This window comes from Sphingobacterium sp. UME9 (assembly GCF_014170215.1).
GTDB classification, from domain to species: domain Bacteria; phylum Bacteroidota; class Bacteroidia; order Sphingobacteriales; family Sphingobacteriaceae; genus Sphingobacterium; species Sphingobacterium paramultivorum.
Genome location: NZ_LZZP01000006.1, coordinates 90,873 through 108,798 on the forward strand (window position 1 = coordinate 90,873; position 17,926 = coordinate 108,798).

The window sequence follows — 17,926 nt, forward strand, 5'->3', positions numbered from 1 at the left end:
AGCAAATGACCATCATGCAGCATACAGCCGTAGGATCAGATCCGCAAGCGATTTATAATCGCATTCAGCAACGCGAAATAGAGCAGCTTGCTCAAATTGCTATTCAGCAGAAAATGGCTCCTATTCATACCCTAGCCGCATTGGATTTGCTTCAAAACGAAATCCAAATCTTTTTGGAACAAAATTGGCTTTCGCTATTTATTGCGGATAATCGCGAAGTTAATTATAGCCTTCTTTTTCAATCCAAAAATAAGGCAAAAACAAGCAAGAACGAATCACGTAGCTGTAAAGACAAATTCTTTAAAGAATGTATCCTTTCCGCTGACCCCATCCTGTTCCGAGCCAGCGAGATTTTAAAAGCAGATAAATCCTTTCCGGCAACCTTTGTCCACGCCATTCAAGAGGGAAATAAAGCAATTGTATCCAAAGCTTTTCGTGTACATGACCACTATTGGGCGATCTTAAGTCTAGGCTACAAAAGGCTGGAACATATCGATCCTCAGCTTGAGTATCGGATAAAAAACTTTATCCCACAGCTTGGTATCAGCGTCGGCAATATTCTGATGTACGAACGATCGACACATACAGCCTTAACAAACACGGCCAACAGCCCAGCGCAGCTCAATGCACAGCCTCAGGGTCTCCAGCAGAACGAGGGTTATGGTAAGAAATCAGAGGCCTCAGAGCCGCAGATGATTGGCGAGAGTGACCTGATACAAGCCATAAAATCGCAGCTCAAAATGGTAGCACTATCAGAAATGAATCTGCTTATTCAAGGTGAAAGCGGAACTGGCAAAGAAGTAGCAACTCAAATAATACATCATTTTTCACTCAGATCGGCTCGTCCCCTAATAAAAGTCAACTGCGCGGCTATTGCGCCCACATTGATCGAAAGTGAACTTTTTGGACATGAAAAAGGTAGTTTCAGCGGTGCTGTAAAGCGTAAAATCGGCAAGTTCGAACAAGCCCACGGCGGAACACTTTTTTTGGACGAGATCGGGGATCTTCCTTTAACACTTCAGGCAAAACTTCTCCGTGTGTTGCAAGAAAAAGAAATTGAGCGCGTGGGAGGAAATATAAATATTCCTATCGATGTCCGTATAATCTGTGCCACACACAAGGACTTACAAGCTGAAGTGAAGGCCGGCAACTTTCGATCCGATCTATATTACCGGATCAGTGCATTTCCAATTACCATTCCATCCCTTCGTGAACGACGGGAAGACATTCCTCATTTAGTCCAGCACTTCCTCTTAAAACATGCCGGAGAAAATCCACCTAAGCAAATGAGTAAAAAGGTATTGCAACGCCTCCATTTACATTCATGGCCTGGCAATATTCGCGAACTTGAACATGTTATTGCACGTTCGATTCTATTGACGGAAGATTCAACTATAAAAAAAATTGCACTATTGCCTGACGCTGATTTTGTAGGAGAAAGCAAGGTGCCCGATTTCCGTCTACAAACCTTGGCAAACTTTGAAAAAGAATATATTCTTTGGGTATTGCACAACTGTAAAGCGCGTATTTCTGGCCCCAATGGAGCGGCGACCATACTCGGTATTCCGGCCACAACGCTTCAATCCAAAATGAAAAAGCTGGGCATTGGCAAGAAGTTTTCTTACTCCAAGGAATAAAACGAAAAAAAGCCATTCCCGTTTATGGAAATGGCTTATACAACTATTTAAAAACTATTTTTAGATCAACAGAAATCTTATTTCTGGATAAAATCCAAAATATCCTTATTGATGGTCTCCGCTTCTGTAGTAGGCATTCCATGCGGATAGCCAGGATAGGTAATTAACGTGCCATTTTGGACCAACTCAGCAGCTCTTCTACCCGTTATATCAATCGGTACGATCTGATCATCTTCACCATGCAATACTAAGACAGGAATCTCTACTTTTTTAAGTTCTTCCGTAAAATCAGTTTCAGAGAAAGCTTTGATACAATCATAGTGAGCCTTAATACCGCCCATCATTCCTTGCCGCCACCAGTTGTCCATCACGCCTTGCTGTACATTTGCTCCATCGCGGTTATAGCCATAAAAAGCGAGGGTAAAATCCTGAAAATACTGTTGTCTACGTGTTGCAGTATTCAATCTTATTTCGTCAAAGACCTCCATAGGTACACCATCGGGGTTTGTTGCACTCTTAGCCATTGTGGGGGTAACCGCACTGATCAATACAGCTTTTGACACCCGAGAAGTACCATGATTGGTTATGTAGCGAACAACCTCGCCGCCACCTGTTGAGTGGCCAATATGGATGGCATCTTTTAAGTCCAATGCTTCTACCAATTGTGCAATATCCGACGCATAGGTATCCATCTCATTTCCTGTCGCCGTCTGTGTCGAGCGACCATGACCCCGGCGATCGTGTGCGATCACACGGTACCCTTTTTCGAGGAAGTACATCAGCTGCGCGTCCCAATCGTCGCTGGATAGAGGCCAACCATGATGAAATACGATCGGTTGTCCTGTTCCCCAGTCTTTGTAATAAATTTCTGTTCCGTCTTGAACTTTGAATGTTGCCATGATGATTAGTTTAAGAATTTTATTATTTACATGATATGCTAATTGGATTGCAATTTGCAGTCCAAAAAACATATACAACTGTATTTAAACGCATTATAAAACAAAAAGTGATTTTACAAACAACGACATTTCGTTATTTATACAGTCGGTTCATTCGTTTTTTTACGATAGGTCCTATTTTCCTGCAAAAGGCTTCTCGTCGTGTGCGCACCTGTGTTTAAATAGTAATCATATATTCAGTTTTCACCTAATATTTGAACCAGATCTTCCGCGCCACCGTCAAATTTCTGTCCATTGACAAAAAATGTCGGTGTCCCATTAACGCCACTCAGCATACCACTTTCAAAATCACCATCCACACGGTCCTGTAACGCCTCGTCCTGCAAATCAGATTTAAACTTTGGCATGTCCAAATCCAGTTGCTCGGCGATATCCAACAGCAATCTCGCACTCAGCAAGTTCTGGTTTTCGAAAATAGCGTCATGCATCTCCCAAAATTTTCCCTGCAGTGCTGCCGCTTCCGCCGCCAATGCCGCGGGTTGAGCATAAGGATGCATTTCCGAAAGTGGAAAATTGCGGAATACAAACCTGATCTGGCTTCCCAGTTCGGCCATCATTTCTTTTATTATGGGATGAGCTGCACCGCAATGTGGACATTGATAATCCCCATATTCAACGATGGTCAGATCGGCCTGGCCATTTCCCAATATATGGTCAGCATTGCTGACCTTCGGTTTCAATGACATAATTATTTTAATTTAAGATTTTCCAATGCTTCGATAATACCGTCTGCACCTGGATTGACCGCCGTCGGAGACATATAACTCCAAGCAATAACCCCTTCCTTATCAATCACAAAGAGTGCGCGCTTGCACTCACCTTCTTCTTCATCGTAAACACCATATTTTTTGGCGACCTCTCCTTTAGCTTCAAAATCGGCTAGAAGTGGAAAATGTAGCTTTCGCGACTGTGCGAACGCCATATGACACCATTTGCTGTCAACGGAAATACCCATAATTTCGGCATCATATTTCTTAAAATACTTGAGCATTTCATTATATAGTGCCATCTGATCGCTACATACCGGACTCCAATCTGCAGGGTAAAATGCCAATATCACATTATGCCCCTTAAATTCTGATAAGCTAATTTTTTGATCGGGGGTCGCATACAAAGTAAAATCAGGGGCAACATCATTTTTTTTTAACATATCAACGTCTTTAAAGTTTAACTGCCATCTCAAGGTGCACAACCTTAAAAGATCTGCATCACCTTTAAATAAAGCACTTAAAAGCAAAAATTGTTTTAAAGAAAAAATAGCTTATCCACGATCTGACTACAAGATCCGTTGATCTGCCTACATCCAAAATCGATCGATTGGCCACCTTTGTATCATCAATTTATTTAAAAACAGAAAAACATGAAATCACAAAAGGTATGGTTCGTCACTGGTGCTTCCAAAGGGCTAGGTCTCAGTCTCGTTAAAGAATTGCTCGCCCAAGGTTATCTTGTGGTTGCCACATCACGAACAAAACAGGCGCTAGAAGATGAAATCGGCGATCATGAAAATTTTCTCCCACTTGAGGTAGACATTACCGATGACAAAGACGTTGCCCGGGCAGTACTATCGGCCGTTGATTATTTCGGGAGGATTGATGTACTGGTCAACAATGCCGGATATGGTCAGACAGGTACCCTAGAGGAGCTCAGTGATTGGGAAGCACGCCGCAACTTCGAAGTGAATGTCTTTGGATCCCTTAATGCCATCCGGCATATCGCCCCCCATATGCGACGCCAACAATCGGGACATATTTTCAATATCGCATCTATCGGTGGACTCGCAGGAAATTACCCAGCCTTTGGTGTTTATTGCTCCACCAAATTTGCTGTCGCAGGCTTTACCGAAGCCCTCGCTGTCGAAATGGAACCTTTTGGTGTACACACGACCTTGGTCTACCCCGGCTACTTCAGAACTGATTTTTTATCTGAAGGATCCTTACATACAGCAGCCAATCCGATCGCAGCTTATGTAACTGCCCGAGAAAACGAAGCCACCCATCTGCATCAGATCCACGGGAATCAGGCAAACGATCCTCAGAAAGCAGCAACCCTATTAATCGAGCTTAGTACGCTGGAGCAGCCTCCAGTCCATTTTTTAATGGGCGAAGATGCGTATGAACTGGCCAAAAACAAGATCAACATGCTTAGGGCAGAAATCGAAAAATGGAAAAGTTATACCGTGTCAACAGGTTTCGAGCAATCCGTATAACAGCTTAGTTCAGCATAAGGTGCTTCCAAGGATATTTCACAATAATCAAATTAAAAATTCAGTAAATTTACAACATGGAGAATACATTTCGCTTTCATTCCCTTTCGGAATTCCACAGCTTTTGCGGACTACCTAAACCCGAACATCCATTGATCAGCCTGGTTGATTATAGTCAAGTACATTACCCTGTGAATGATAGCAAATTGAATTGGATACAACATTTTTATTCGATCGGTTTAAAGCGAAATGTAAATGCCAGGTTCAATTATGGACAGCAGCACTACGACTTCGACTCGGGCATACTCACCTTTGTCTCACCATTGCAATTTCTAAAAGTGGAGATCAATCAGGAAGTACAGGCGCAACCCAGCGGCTGGATTTTGTTGATCCATCCCGATTTTCTCTGGAACAGCGAATTGGCAAAACATATTCACTCCTACGATTTTTTCCAATATCAGGTCAATGAAGCGCTTTTTCTTTCAGACAAAGAAGAAGCCATCATTGTCGATATTCTGCAGAATATCGAAAAAGAGTATCAGTCTAATATCGATAAATTTAGTCGTGAACTCATTCTCAAACAGATTGAGCGCTTGCTGATTTACGCCGAACGATTTTACGAACGACAATTTATCACCCGCAAACGATCGACTCAAGAGCTGGTCACCAAATTTGAGCAGTTACTGTCAACACAGTTTCAGCAACACATACTTGTGGAGCATGGTGTACCGACAGTCAGCTTTCTGGCGCAGCAGCTCAATTTATCGCCAAACTACTTGGGCAGCTTGTTACGTATCTATACACAACAGAACACCCAACAGCATATCCAGCATAAAATGATCGAGTATGCCAAATTGCGACTAAGTACGAGTTCCCTTTCCATCAGCGAAATCGCGTATGAGCTAGGTTTCGAACATCCACAGTCGTTCAGTAAGGTCTTCAAAAAGAATACCCAACAAAGTCCCGTGGAATTTAGGCAACTGTTTCAGTAAAAAACTACTTTGTAAAGCGATCAATTACCAGCATTAATTAAGGCTGGAAGCAAAAATTCGCTGACGATCCGGTCGACCTGCCTATGCGCATAAGCTTGACCATAGGCGCTGGCTGTAATAACGATCACATATGGAATGTCGTTCATAACAATAATGTAATTCCCGCCATTGCCAGCGCAATAATATGCTTCATACGCCTTATTTCCAACATTAAAGCACTTGTTCCAAAACAGATAACCATAATATTCTTTCTCCCTTTCAGGAATCATAAGCTGTTTCGAAAGGCTCTTTTGAACCCAGGCTTGCGGAAGGATCTGCTTGCCATTCCAGCGCCCACCGTTCTTATAGAGCTGGCCGTACTTCGCAAAATCAAGTGCATTCATACGAATACCACCCGCAGTATTTGGCAGCCCTTGCGGGGTGTGTTCCCAGCGGTATTTCCGTATTCCCAATGGGGCAAACAGTCTTTTGTCTGCATAGGATTCCAATCCACCTTCTACTTGTTTATGGAGCAGATCTCCCAATACAACGACTCCAGCGGTAAAATAATGCCATTGTCCCTGCAGAGATTTTCGAAAAGGAAGATCTAACGTAAAGTCTACCCAATTTGTTGTGGGATACATATTTTCCTCATTACCGGGGCTATTGGGATCTTCATCGTTACCATCAAAGCCAGCACTCATGGTCAACAATTCACGAATGGTTGTTTTATTTTTACCTGGATCAGGATGTTGATATTTTGTAAAATCATAGCATTGATCCAGTGTTTGATATTCGTCCTTGACAAAGCCATCCGCAATGGCCATCCCGGTTAAAGTCGACGCAAAGGTTTTGCCGACGGACCGGGGATCATGCAGGCTATCCCTATTTTCACCATTGAAATATTCTTCTATCAGGAGATTCCCATGTTCCAATACCACAATTCCGTTTATCTTTTTAAAAATCCCCTCTTCAATCATTCCTTTTAGCTGCTGCATCCTACGGCGGTCAAACTTTGCTTTTGATAAATTCAATCCAGGATAAGACGCCGGCAACTGTAGCATATATTTATCCGGATTTATATCCGGGTTCATGCTGACAGAAAGCTGCAGTTCACCACTTGCAATGATATCACCAACAACCAGATTATCAGTATTTACGTAAGGTCTGATTTCCATCTTAAGATGATGTTTCCCATCCGCTAACGCCTTTTCACCACCATTAAAAAGAAAACGGTTCCAGAAAGATTCAGACCAGGATCCCTGTCCATTGATTTGATCGATCAGGGGACGTTTCAAGATCGTCTCCTGTTGCTGTATCTCCTGCTGAGGTGCGCCAGGAGATAAATTGCTTCTGTAAATTACTTTTCCATCTATCCATAACGTAAACTGAAAATTACCTTGTTGAAAAAGTTCGGTATCCGTAAGCTTTGGCGCTAGGATCTTTTGATAATAGAGCAATGGCTTTTGAAGTTTGATAGCAAAAAACAGATTACTTTTCGGTGAGAGCACATAATTAGGCATAAACTCTTCTTTTTGCAACCGCTCCCGCGAGCTTGTGAACAAAATTTCACCAGGCATTTCCTGATCAAAGTGAACCTGTAATGTATCCCGCTTCGATTGTTGTTGCGCATTGATCAACAGCGGATAACAGAATAAAAAAAATAAAACAAGATATTTCATAAGGCTTTTTCCAATCTATTTGTGTAAAAATAGCATTAGCCAAATGAATAAAATAGAATGAAATTAACTTTTTAAGCGTTTATCTTGTTGCGATATTCCCCAGGTGTGGATCCAAACAAACTTTTAAAACAACGTATAAAATGACTTTGATCCGCAAAACCTGATTGATAGCCTATTTCGGTTAGCGAAAGAGTCGGTTCACGCAGCAGCAGCACTGCATTTTCCACTTTCAATTTGCGGATATAATCACCCATCGTTACACCAAAATATCGGGAAAATTCACGGGACAGATAAACAGGATGTAGATCGACAGTATGGGAGATAGTCGTCAGATTCAGCTCACTGCTAAAATTCGCCCGCAAATAATCCCGCAACGTATAAACCCATTGCGGAACTTTACGTTCGCTCACTATCCGATCGCGATGCAAAACAGAAAACACATGTAACAACAAACTGTCCATTGCAAGTCCCGAACTATTATCCTGATCAAAAGATTCCCAAAAGAGTTTATGGAAGAGCAGCCTTACCTCTGGCAGATGAATATCCATATTGCCTTCCAGCAGATGCAGCGCCGCCATCTCGTTCCAGTGCCAGTTTGGGCTTAGTTCAATATGAAAACCCCGGGTACAGCCATCTGGTTTTCTATTGTAGTGAGGGTCTTGCCAATTATGAAAAAGCAGGTCCCCAGCAGCACAATGATGAATCCCCTTTTTGCTTCCCTCGAGCAAATTCCCTTCCAAAATAAACGTGAAATAAGGGTTTTCATGGTAATGCCAGTCCACTTTTTCCAGTGTATAAATAGCATCTGAAACAAGTAGTTCATTGGAATTAAATTTCCTATTTATAGCACCATAGTAGGTACCTGCACTGAGCTGCTCCACGACTTACTTTATTCCGCGTAATATCCCGCTACTCCAATGCCAATCGTCCAAAAGAACTTTGACTTTTTAAGGTCCTCCAGCAGCATATCCGCATTGTCTTCGTATTCGCCATCGGCTTTGATTTCCTCAATCTCCTCCTGAACATCCTCTTCAGTAATCTGTCTCCAGACACCAACAGAGCTATTTAAAAATGTATAGCAATATCCCGCTTCGGCATCATCAACCTCACCCGCGTTTTTATCACTCAGGATGCTTACAAGTTCGGTCGCTTCGACCTGAAACGGATTAACACCATAGATACTGATTTCAGTTTTTTCTGGATAGGGTCCATTAATGCTTTCTATAAATTCCAATGTTCCCTGATCATTAAAATCAAGTCTCAATTCGAGTTCATCATAATAATATTGGTCGTCCAGCGCATCCGAAGGAGCACCAAGTACACTTTGAACTTCAGCACGGCCCGCACCGAGATTAACCTGACCAATACCTTCAATTTGAATCCCAACAAGTGGGACTAGTTCGATCTTTTTCATGCGTATTCAGTAAATTATAAAAAGGATACCTGCATAAATAACACTTGAACATCTGCTATCGTTTTATCCAATGATGAACATAGCTACAGCTTTATGCTGACATAAATTTACACTTATTCCCATTAAATAATTATTAACATTTTTAACTTTTCTTACGATCCTTGGCGCACATGATAATTCGCATACTCAGGCAATTATGACTAACTTTATGGATGCATCAAAAATCGACCATTATGCAACAGACGCTAGCGACATTAGACAGTTATATCCAAAATCTAAGACCTGAACTGTATACCGATCTACAATCCCCGTTATCGGCAGAAGATTTTAGGGCCCTTGAACAGAAATATGATATTGAGATACCTCACGATCTTAAAGCGTTCTATCGCTGGAAAAATGGGCAACGCAATACAAGTTATGAAGCCTTTGTTAACAATTCGACTTTCATCCCACTAGAAGAGGCGCTGGATACAGCGCAGGAACTGACACATATGATTGGTATGGACTTTGAAATCGAAAACTGGTGGAATGAACGTTGGATCCCTATATTCCACAACGGCGGTGGAAGTTACATCTGCTATGATCTAGGTGGAATCTTTACGGGACAGGCAGGTCAATTGATTGAATACTGGAATAAAGACAATGACCGGAATGTTATTGCACCTAACCTTGACGGTTTTTTAGGGCTACTTAATGACTATTATGCCCATACGCCTAAAGAAAAATTCGATGATTTTTTTAGCCTAGATACCACAGGCGAGTATCCCAAACGGTTTAAGGTGGACTAACAGAAACTCATCGTCCTGATTTTTTTGGACATTCCTGTCTATTTGCCATCAATTGTGCATAATAATACAACTCAGGTATTTTTAAGATAAGCAAATAATTATTTGACACTTCATTATAAGCCTTGAAATCCCCTGCATTAATTGCTCGACGCCAAAGCGAATCAGCTATTTTCCGAGGCAGTTCCAGATCTTTGAGGTCATCGATTACTGCCTCTAGCTTTTTTTCGACATGATGGCTACAACTCAAGAAAAACACACAAAAAACAACAGTAAACAGTTGTAAAATCTTTATCGCTCTTCTTTTCACCATAACTATATAACCTTTTATCTTTTAAGCAATTAGCTCCACACGCATCCATCGGTTTTTGTTGACCACGTTCACTTTACGCTCCTGTCATTAAACATTACTTTTTTCACATAGTTGCTTTTTCCACTCGAAGCCAGAGCTGCCGAATCTGCCGAAATGTAATTACAAAAAAAAGAAATCAGTTCAGGAGAAGCCTCATACACCAAATAATTCAGCCTTAAAGTTCTATTATCTGGATTCAAACATAATTGACATAAGGATTTTTCATGATCAAAAAACTCAATCTCTAGATTCGCGCAATAATTATGTTTATGCCCTACATCATTCATTTCAGGTTTGTACCGCTTTAACTTATCCATTTCATCAAGAAGAATATCCCATTTCGCTAATGGAACTGTATCATTCTTGGCCGCAAAAAAATCAACCGCATGATTTCTATAAGAATCACTCAAGTATCTTTCTTGACCATACTGCTCATCAACGAATTCGCGACTGAACAAAATCCGTAACTCCTTTTCCCGCTGTTTCTCTTTGGAACCACAGGATAAAAATAGCGTCAAGAGACAACAAAAAGCAACAAAAATTAAATAAGTCCTTAGCTTCATAATACTATTGGTCTTTACACTAAACGGAAGAAAACAATAAATGCTGATTTCAAATGAATGTGTTAACAACGCACCTACTAAAATTCAGATGCAATTGTTCATCCAATTCCATATATTTTCCTCACCTGTCGGATGGTTATAGAAACGTCGGATACATTCCTCATTCTGTCAATTGGCTAGACAATCTGCAGATCCATATTTCTAAAGGGATTCAATTCAGGATCATTTGAGTCCAGGTCTGTGATCAATGCCGTGAGCGAATCTATTGGACATACCCTAAACAGTTCACCTTGGTAAAGCTTATTCTGGCTGGCTAAGGCTATTGTTTTCTTTGCACATTGAACCATTATCTTTTTGGTTTCTCCATCTGCAGCTGACGCTGCCGAAACACCGAGCTCAGGATCTACAGCACAAGTTCCCATGATAAAGATATCGGCATTATATTTAGCAACTTCCATACAGGTTGTGATACCTGAAGTTACAGCCAGATCGGGTTCAAAATTACCACCCAAAAAAATAAGTTCCACATTTTTGAACTTCTCGAGCAGCGGCACGATGGAAAAATTATTTGTAACCATCCGAATCCGGATATCCAATGGCATAGCATTCACTACGGCCCATGTCGTGGTGCCACCATCCACAAAAAGGGTCATGCCATCTTTCAGAAATGGCTGTACTTTTAATGCGATAATGTCTTTTTCTTTGGTCAGAAACGATTGCCTATCCTGGAAAGTCAGCGGATCTTTTTCTCGCAATATAGCACCACCCCTGGTCTTGGAAAGCAAGCCGTTCCGATAGAGAAGGTCTATATCGCGGCGGACAGTATCTTCCGATACCGCCAACAACACCGCTAGCTCTTCAAACTTCACCTTCCTCCGGACCGCTAATTCGCGGAGGATTATCTCAAAACGTTCTTCTTTTAACATGCTATTACTTCCTGATTTTATAGATAAGAGCTACCACTAGAAAAAGCAAAGCTATTGTTTCGAAAGCAATGATCAAAGAAAAATGCTGCGCAATAGCTCCTAAAAGCGCCGGCCCTGCCAACTGACCGGCATAACCCATTGTTGAAATAACCGGAATGGCTACCGTCGGCGAAAGTCCTTCAATCCGTCCACCCTCGCTAAAAAATACAGGGACAATATTGGCGGCTCCCAGTCCCAAAAGGACAAATCCAATGAGCGTTAACGATAACCAAGGACTACACACTACGATCAAAATGCCCAACGAGGCCAACAAGCTACCACCTATCACCACAACCTTACTATTCAGTTTACTTACTAATCGGTCTCCCTGCAATCTCATGACCGCCATCGCAACTGAGAATGCCGCATATCCAATTCCCGTAAACTCAGGAGATACTCCTTTGTGATCCCGCAAGAAAATCGCACTCCAGTCCAACATCGCTCCCTCAGACAAAAAGGCAATAAAACACATCAGCCCAAGTATCAGCACACTCCACCTAAGCCATTGAAATCTTTTTTTTGAAACCTGAGTTTCATCAATATGGGAAAACTGGACAATGATTTCTTTTTCCTTTTGGTAGCTCAGCAACTTTCGATATTGTAAGATCAGTAGCAGTATTAAAAGAATGGCTATAGTAACGGCTGCATAAATAGGAACTAACCCCATCTTTATCAGAAAACCCAAGCCGATCGATCCAAATAGTCCTCCTACACTGAACAGCCCATGTAAAGATGACATTATCGGTTTACCCATTGCATTTTGAACCTGCACACCATGTGCATTCATCGCCACATCTATACCACCTATACTGCAGCCAAATATAAAAAGAACACAGCCCATCAAATAGCTATTGCTTACCATCAACAATACAGGGAGCACTACGGCAGCTATCAAACCTGAAATCAAAATCACCTTTCTGCTCCCAACTTTCCCGATGAAAAACCCGGAAAGCGGCATCGTTAATAGAGCACCACCACCCAAACATAACAGTAAAAGCCCCAGTTCTCCGTCATTCAGACCAAGACGGTCCTTGGCGAATGGTACCATCGGTGCCCAGCTTGATAACACGAGGCCGCATACCAAAAACATAACCTGTGTCGCTACCTTAGCCTTTAATATCGATTCGTTCAACATATCTCATAAATTTTATATTGCAATATTATGCAAATTCGCATAATATTGCAATATAATTAAACAAAAAGATTTGCCATGCGAATAGAACACCTCGCCCTATGGGTCGATGATCTTGAGAAAACACGTGCTTTTTACGCCAAATACTTTGGTACTGTAAGCGGAGAAAAGTACCATAACCCGAAGAAAGGGTTTTCATCCTACTTCCTTAAATTCCGCGAATCCGGCGCGCGTTTGGAGATTATGAATCGTATTGATATTACTACTGCCGCGGCTGATAGGAGCCTGAACAAAGGCTATACTCATCTGGCCATTAGCGTCGGTGGAAAGGAGGCTGTCGATAATTTGACCGAGCAATTACGGTCGGATGGTTATATCGTCGAAAGCGAGCCCCGTACTACGGGGGATGGTTATTATGAAAGCGTCGTGCTTGATCCGGAGGGAAATCCAATAGAAATTGTAGCTTAAATAGTTCAAAAAATAAAGCATCCCGAACACTATCGGGATGCTTTACCTTATTCTGCATGAAAAATAAGCCTAAAAGGCTCTTATAAGGGCTTCCATTAGGATTTTCTTATGACAGGATCGATCCAGTAATAGTCATGGTTGGTATGAGCGAAAAACTCCATCGGCGTAACATGGCAATCAATGGTATCACTGAGCCCGTCGTCGGTATAAGTGACCACATCTTCGGATGGCATCACCATCCCGCTCATAATGGACCCATAGTCCAGGCAATGAAGATCAGATATCAGCACATTGATTGTGTGGGCCAGCGTCCATTTTTCCATTTCTTCCTTGCTAACACGTTTCACACGCTCTGCCAAAAACCGTGCTTCCTCCAGCTCTTTTTCGACACTGTCCGGAAAAAAAAGCAACAGGAAGGCTTCATACTTATCAAATTCTTTATTTCGGATTGCATCATTTCGCAGAAACAGCTTCTCGCCCATCTGTCCGTACTGATTAGCGTATTTTTTCAGTTCCATTTCTGCAAGTTCCCTATCCGACCATTGCTGCAATTCAGAAAGCGCATATACATCGGTACCATGGCCATCACACTGATTGAGATACGACCAGATATCGCCCTGTACAACTTTGGGCTTCCTGTGCTCAAGCACATTGTAACCTTGCGCTACCCATGCTTCTATTTGTTCCCTTCTCATCTTAAGCTGTTTTTTAAAATAAACAACAGCGCAGCTGCAATGGTTTTCTTTTTCTATTTCAGATTTCGGACTTTCAACTCCGCATCCAGTGCTTTCTCATTTTTTCCAAAATATTTAAAGAACAAAATGGCCAATATCAATGGGAAAATTGTAGGCCAGGTTAAACCGGCTACGAATATACTGTAGGCAGCGATCCCCAAACAAAAGCCAATAATCGATGCATTGATTATTTTCGTGGGTTTAGCTTTCTTTTTGAGAACCAATAACTCTTCATTGCTCAGTTCATTTAATTTCTTTTCTTCCATCTGGTCTGTACTTTTATAGGTTAGTTATTTTATATGTTTGATGCGAATATAATTATTTAAACGGACAGGAAGAAAATGAAAAATAGTAGCCGTTAAATTTAATATTTAGGTGTTAAAAATCAGGATCGAAGAGTAACCAAATTACTATCTATTACGGAATTTGCTCAATGCTTGTTCAGTGATTGCTCAGTGATTGTTCAGTGCTTGCTCAGTGTAAACTGAATAAACACTGAACAATCACTGTCTAAAGATTGGTTGAATATTGCGATTAGGTATAATTTGGTATAAAGAACAAACCTGCTCTTTCCTCAGCCATCCATCTGGTCGATCGTTTAGGTTTGGTGTCTCAAAAAATCAGTTTGTTTCCATCAGTTTTCATCCGATCAACTTTTGCATGTACTTTTCAAAGCCCAAGCAACCAATATGGGCTGAAAAAATAAACGGGCAAGCCGCTTTCCATCCGTATCCAATCCAAAGCCGTCGCGATGGTCTTTATATTGGGCAATATTTCCGGGAAACACAGCTGCAAAAAACGCTGCTGCGATTTTTCCGACTTTCGATCGCTGTTTAGTAGGCGCGAAAATCAGTGCAGCACCCAAAGCAATTTCCGCAATACCGGAATATACAACCGTATCATCTTTAGCGATCGGAACCCAGTCGGGCACCTGAGCCTGAAATTCCTTGCGGGCGAAGGACAGATGTCCAATACCGGCTACAACCAAAAAGGCTCCTAATCCAACTCGTGCAATCTTCTGCATAGGTGATTTATCCATAACTTTTTTCTTAAAGTACATCATTCGATGTAAAATTGTTTGATTTTTCATACCCTTGCAGTTCATATAATCTTACTGCTGTGATTGATATCTCTAAAAAACGTATTTTTAGCTTGTCAAAGGATACCAACAAATATTGGATATGGAAAACCAGCTAAATTGCATTTACAGCGTAATCAATTTTGTCGAAAAACATTATGATCAACCTATTGCAATAAAGGAACTGGAAGATATTTCCCATTATTCCTACCGCAACATCCAGCGTATTTTTAAATACAGCTGTGGAGAGACCATTGGCTCTTTTCAGCAAAGGCTAAAAATTGAAAATGCCTATAAACGGATTCTCTATACAAGCGAGCCCCTAACGTCCATTGGACTCGAGGTTGGTTTTGCTAATATTGCTTCATTTTCTAAGGCCTTCAAACAACATTTTGGCATTTCACCCAAAGAAGCCAGAGCTGGCAAGGCAGCGCTGCTTTGCGGCCCAAGTCCTGTACCGGCTTGGTCCGACCAACTCTTAAAACCCGAAATCGTCTATCTCGCCCCGACTCAGGTCTATTACCGGAGCATCCAATGCGATTATGACCCCGAAGCCATCGAAGGGCTGTGGGACAGGCTGCTTCAAGATAATTTTAAAAGTTCCGCTATTTCTTATTATGGTGTTATTGCAGACGAACCCCTGATAAAAACCACCATCCGTTGCCGTTATGATGCTTGTACAACGGTAGATTCCTGTACGAAAAGATTACCTTCAAAAATGCTCTTGGGTGGTCGATATGCCCGTTTCAAGCATCTGGGCAGTTATGAAACCATAGATGAAACCTATACCAAAATTTATACACGCTGGATCTTTGATTCCGGACTTGAGTTTTCGCATAGTCCGATTATCGAAAAATATGAAACCCATGCCGACGATACCGTTCATACTGAAGATCAATTGACTTATATTTTATTGCCGTTGAAGTAAGTTGTCAATTTCGGACAACTTTAAGCTAGTTTGGCAGACTACTTTTGTGCTGTCAAAAAACAAATAAATCATGCACAAAAAGAAAATGATCATGTTGACCATACTCCCGCTAATGCTATTCGCCTGTAGTCCATCGTCAAAAATGGACCTGACGGATACCCTCGATCACAGTGCAATGGTATATACCATGCCCGAAGAATCCGCTCCACACGAAGGCACCTGGCTCCAGTGGCCGCACAAATATCAATACGGCAGCAGTTACGCCAATCGGCTGGATGCAACCTGGGTAGCCATGACCAAGGAACTCGCACAGAGTGAACGCGTCCATATCATAGCTTATGATGAGAAAGAACAGCAACGTATTATAAATTTACTCAACGAAGCTGGCGTTATGCTCAACAGTGTTGATTTCATGCAATATCCTACCGATGATTTTTGGGTACGGGATAATGGGCCAATCTTTGTAAAAGATAAAAATGGACAGATCGTTATCCAGGACTGGGGTTTTAATGGTTGGGGAAATAAAGCTGATTACAACAACTGCAACGCTATCCCAACGAAAATTGCCGCCGCTACACATACCACTGTTGTCAATCTCAACAATGTGATGATCAACGAAGGTGGAAGTATAGAAATTGATGGCAATGGTGTACTGATGGCCTGCAAAAGCGCTATCCTCAACAGCAACAGAAATCCAGGGATGACGCAACAGCAGGCGGAAGCCATATTTTCAAAATACCTTGGCGTCAGCAAATTTATCTGGCTGGATGGAAAGGCCGGCCTCGACATCACCGATATGCACATCGATGGCTTTGCACGATTTGCCAATTCCGGCACCATTATTACAATGAATCTCGATGATCTGGCCTACTGGCAGGTCCCAGATCGTGATATCGAAAAGCTGTACCTAGCAAGCGACAAACAGGGTAAACCCTATCAATTTGTAGAACTTCCGCTGACCAAAAATGATGTATTGACTACTTACGGAAAGAATGTGGGTCGAGCCTCCTATATCAACTATTACATTGCCAACAATCGCGTACTGGTTCCCAATTACAACGATCCTAACGACGCGGTGGCAAATCAAAAGATCCAACAACTGTACCCTGATAAAAAAGTCGTCGGGATCGACTGCCGCAATTTATTTGCAAATGGCGGAATGATCCACTGTGTTACACAACAACAGCCCAAATAGGAATAAAAAAAGCGGCCGGTCTAAGAAGAGCGGGCCGCTTTTTCAGATAGACAAAGGGTACTTTACCACATCATGGCCCTTCCCTAGGGATCAGATCGATGTCGGCAACAGAACAGTAGCGGGTACTCAAACGTTTTCGAAGAAATATAAGAACAGCTGCCTTTCTCAAATCCAAAACCTGAGCATATTTCCCTATATTTATACCCGTGCTCCCAGAGCTCCTGTTATGTCAATTTCTTTATACATCATCAAACAAGGTGGAAAATTTGCAGATAGCTTTACCTTACGATATTGAATCTCTTTTTCAGCAATACTACCGACAGCTTTGTCTCTTTGCAAACAATATCCTACACGACGAAGCTTTGGCTGAAGATGTTGTTCAGAGCTTTTTCGCAGGACTCTGCGAGGGACGCAATACCCTACCCGATGATGAAAATACACGCAAAAGCTACCTCTTCGTTTCCGTCCGAAACAATTGCCTCAAACACATCCGCAGTGAAAAAATAAAAAGTAAATACGTCGATCAGCTTGACAAAGATATGATCGATGAGCAGACCGTCATGGATGCCATGATACAGGCCGAAGTCATCGACCAGCTCATGAAAGCCATTCATCAACTTCCTCAGGGCTGCAGACAGGTATTGCATATGGCCGTTTTCGACAAACTCTCAAACGAAGAAATTGCGGGCAACCTGACCATCTCCATCAACACCGTCAAAAGTCAGAAAAAACGAGCGATACAGCTTCTAAGATCACGTTTAGATACACGAGCACTCCTCCTTTTGTTATTTTTAATAACTGAATAACAAGCATTTATAATTTTTATTTTTTTTCCTTCCATCCTTTTGCGCCCCCTG

General features: G+C 41.8%; 21 protein-coding genes. 8 read left to right on the top strand and 13 right to left on the bottom strand.

The window, feature by feature from the left end; genetic code table 11:
* Positions 1-14 precede the first annotated feature (14 nt).
* Positions 15-1,637: a sigma-54-dependent Fis family transcriptional regulator gene (locus tag A9970_RS12345; protein ID WP_182982481.1), complete on the top strand. Its 1,623-nt coding sequence runs from the start codon at positions 15-17 to the stop codon at positions 1,635-1,637.
* A gap of 77 nt (positions 1,638-1,714) precedes the next feature.
* On the opposite strand, the gene A9970_RS12350 is transcribed toward A9970_RS12345, so the two are convergent.
* From A9970_RS12350 to A9970_RS12360, 3 genes are all read right to left on the bottom strand, one after another.
* Positions 1,715-2,536 carry an alpha/beta fold hydrolase gene (locus tag A9970_RS12350; protein WP_120336639.1) on the bottom strand — a complete coding sequence of 274 codons (822 nt, stop codon included), beginning with the start codon at positions 2,534-2,536 and terminating at the stop codon, positions 1,715-1,717.
* A 236-nt stretch (positions 2,537-2,772) separates the two neighbouring features.
* The gene (locus tag A9970_RS12355) at positions 2,773-3,282 is read right to left on the bottom strand and encodes a thioredoxin domain-containing protein (protein ID WP_182982482.1); all 510 of its coding nucleotides are present in this window, start codon (positions 3,280-3,282) and stop codon (positions 2,773-2,775) included.
* A gap of 2 nt (positions 3,283-3,284) precedes the next feature.
* Complete coding sequence (locus tag A9970_RS12360; protein WP_182982483.1) at positions 3,285-3,746, bottom strand: redoxin domain-containing protein; 462 nt, start codon at positions 3,744-3,746, stop codon at positions 3,285-3,287.
* 210 nt (positions 3,747-3,956) lie between these two features.
* Here A9970_RS12360 and A9970_RS12365 point away from each other — a divergent pair, with 210 nt between their 5' ends.
* Positions 3,957-4,805 (top strand): SDR family NAD(P)-dependent oxidoreductase, encoded by an 849-nt coding sequence (locus tag A9970_RS12365; RefSeq protein ID WP_182982484.1) that lies wholly within the window; start codon positions 3,957-3,959, stop codon positions 4,803-4,805.
* A gap of 74 nt (positions 4,806-4,879) precedes the next feature.
* On the top strand, positions 4,880-5,794 hold the full coding sequence (locus tag A9970_RS12370; protein WP_182329596.1) for an AraC family transcriptional regulator: 915 nt from the start codon (positions 4,880-4,882) through the stop codon (positions 5,792-5,794).
* A 20-nt stretch (positions 5,795-5,814) separates the two neighbouring features.
* Here the strand turns inward: A9970_RS12370 and A9970_RS12375 are convergent, their stop codons facing one another.
* The 3 genes from A9970_RS12375 to A9970_RS12385 all read right to left on the bottom strand — a co-directional run bounded on the left by A9970_RS12375 (position 5,815) and on the right by A9970_RS12385 (position 8,869).
* Positions 5,815-7,455, bottom strand: coding sequence for a serine hydrolase (locus tag A9970_RS12375; protein ID WP_182982485.1), 1,641 nt, complete (start codon positions 7,453-7,455; stop codon positions 5,815-5,817).
* 71 nt (positions 7,456-7,526) lie between these two features.
* A complete protein-coding gene (locus A9970_RS28910; RefSeq protein WP_182982486.1) occupies positions 7,527-8,336 on the bottom strand; it encodes an AraC family transcriptional regulator in 810 nt (269 codons plus the stop codon).
* A gap of 8 nt (positions 8,337-8,344) precedes the next feature.
* Positions 8,345-8,869 carry a hypothetical protein gene (locus A9970_RS12385; RefSeq protein ID WP_182329598.1) on the bottom strand — a complete coding sequence of 175 codons (525 nt, stop codon included), beginning with the start codon at positions 8,867-8,869 and terminating at the stop codon, positions 8,345-8,347.
* A 233-nt stretch (positions 8,870-9,102) separates the two neighbouring features.
* On the opposite strand from A9970_RS12385, the gene A9970_RS12390 reads away from it, so the two are divergent.
* The gene (locus A9970_RS12390) at positions 9,103-9,657 is read left to right on the top strand and encodes an SMI1/KNR4 family protein (RefSeq protein ID WP_182982487.1); all 555 of its coding nucleotides are present in this window, start codon (positions 9,103-9,105) and stop codon (positions 9,655-9,657) included.
* 7 nt (positions 9,658-9,664) lie between these two features.
* Here the strand turns inward: A9970_RS12390 and A9970_RS12395 are convergent, their stop codons facing one another.
* The 4 genes from A9970_RS12395 to A9970_RS12410 form a co-directional block, all read right to left on the bottom strand.
* On the bottom strand, positions 9,665-9,967 hold the full coding sequence (locus A9970_RS12395; protein WP_182982488.1) for a hypothetical protein: 303 nt from the start codon (positions 9,965-9,967) through the stop codon (positions 9,665-9,667).
* A gap of 68 nt (positions 9,968-10,035) precedes the next feature.
* Positions 10,036-10,569, bottom strand: a complete 534-nt coding sequence (locus tag A9970_RS12400; RefSeq protein WP_182982489.1) for a hypothetical protein — start codon at positions 10,567-10,569, stop codon at positions 10,036-10,038.
* Positions 10,570-10,745: 176 nt separating this feature from the next.
* Positions 10,746-11,495, bottom strand: coding sequence for a DeoR/GlpR family DNA-binding transcription regulator (locus A9970_RS12405; RefSeq protein ID WP_182982490.1), 750 nt, complete (start codon positions 11,493-11,495; stop codon positions 10,746-10,748).
* 4 nt (positions 11,496-11,499) lie between these two features.
* A complete protein-coding gene (locus tag A9970_RS12410) occupies positions 11,500-12,669 on the bottom strand; it encodes an MFS transporter (protein ID WP_182982491.1) in 1,170 nt (389 codons plus the stop codon).
* A gap of 75 nt (positions 12,670-12,744) precedes the next feature.
* Here A9970_RS12410 and A9970_RS12415 point away from each other — a divergent pair, with 75 nt between their 5' ends.
* On the top strand, positions 12,745-13,134 hold the full coding sequence (locus tag A9970_RS12415) for a VOC family protein (RefSeq protein WP_182982492.1): 390 nt from the start codon (positions 12,745-12,747) through the stop codon (positions 13,132-13,134).
* Positions 13,135-13,229: 95 nt separating this feature from the next.
* Here the strand turns inward: A9970_RS12415 and A9970_RS12420 are convergent, their stop codons facing one another.
* The 3 genes from A9970_RS12420 to A9970_RS12430 all read right to left on the bottom strand — a co-directional run bounded on the left by A9970_RS12420 (position 13,230) and on the right by A9970_RS12430 (position 14,958).
* Entirely contained in the window at positions 13,230-13,829 is a 600-nt protein-coding gene (locus A9970_RS12420) for a hypothetical protein (RefSeq protein ID WP_159729383.1), read from the bottom strand.
* Positions 13,830-13,882: 53 nt separating this feature from the next.
* The gene (locus A9970_RS12425) at positions 13,883-14,134 is read right to left on the bottom strand and encodes an FUSC family protein (RefSeq protein WP_182982493.1); all 252 of its coding nucleotides are present in this window, start codon (positions 14,132-14,134) and stop codon (positions 13,883-13,885) included.
* A 383-nt stretch (positions 14,135-14,517) separates the two neighbouring features.
* Positions 14,518-14,958, bottom strand: a complete 441-nt coding sequence (locus A9970_RS12430; RefSeq protein ID WP_259655385.1) for a hypothetical protein — start codon at positions 14,956-14,958, stop codon at positions 14,518-14,520.
* A 91-nt stretch (positions 14,959-15,049) separates the two neighbouring features.
* Between A9970_RS12430 and A9970_RS12435 the strand changes: the two genes are divergently transcribed.
* The 3 genes from A9970_RS12435 to A9970_RS12445 all read left to right on the top strand — a co-directional run bounded on the left by A9970_RS12435 (position 15,050) and on the right by A9970_RS12445 (position 17,875).
* Complete coding sequence (locus A9970_RS12435; protein ID WP_182982494.1) at positions 15,050-15,874, top strand: GyrI-like domain-containing protein; 825 nt, start codon at positions 15,050-15,052, stop codon at positions 15,872-15,874.
* Between the two features lie 70 nt (positions 15,875-15,944).
* On the top strand, positions 15,945-17,069 hold the full coding sequence (locus tag A9970_RS12440) for an agmatine/peptidylarginine deiminase (RefSeq protein WP_182982495.1): 1,125 nt from the start codon (positions 15,945-15,947) through the stop codon (positions 17,067-17,069).
* Between the two features lie 257 nt (positions 17,070-17,326).
* Positions 17,327-17,875, top strand: coding sequence for an RNA polymerase sigma-70 factor (locus tag A9970_RS12445; protein WP_182982496.1), 549 nt, complete (start codon positions 17,327-17,329; stop codon positions 17,873-17,875).
* The last annotated feature ends 51 nt before the right edge of the window (positions 17,876-17,926 follow it).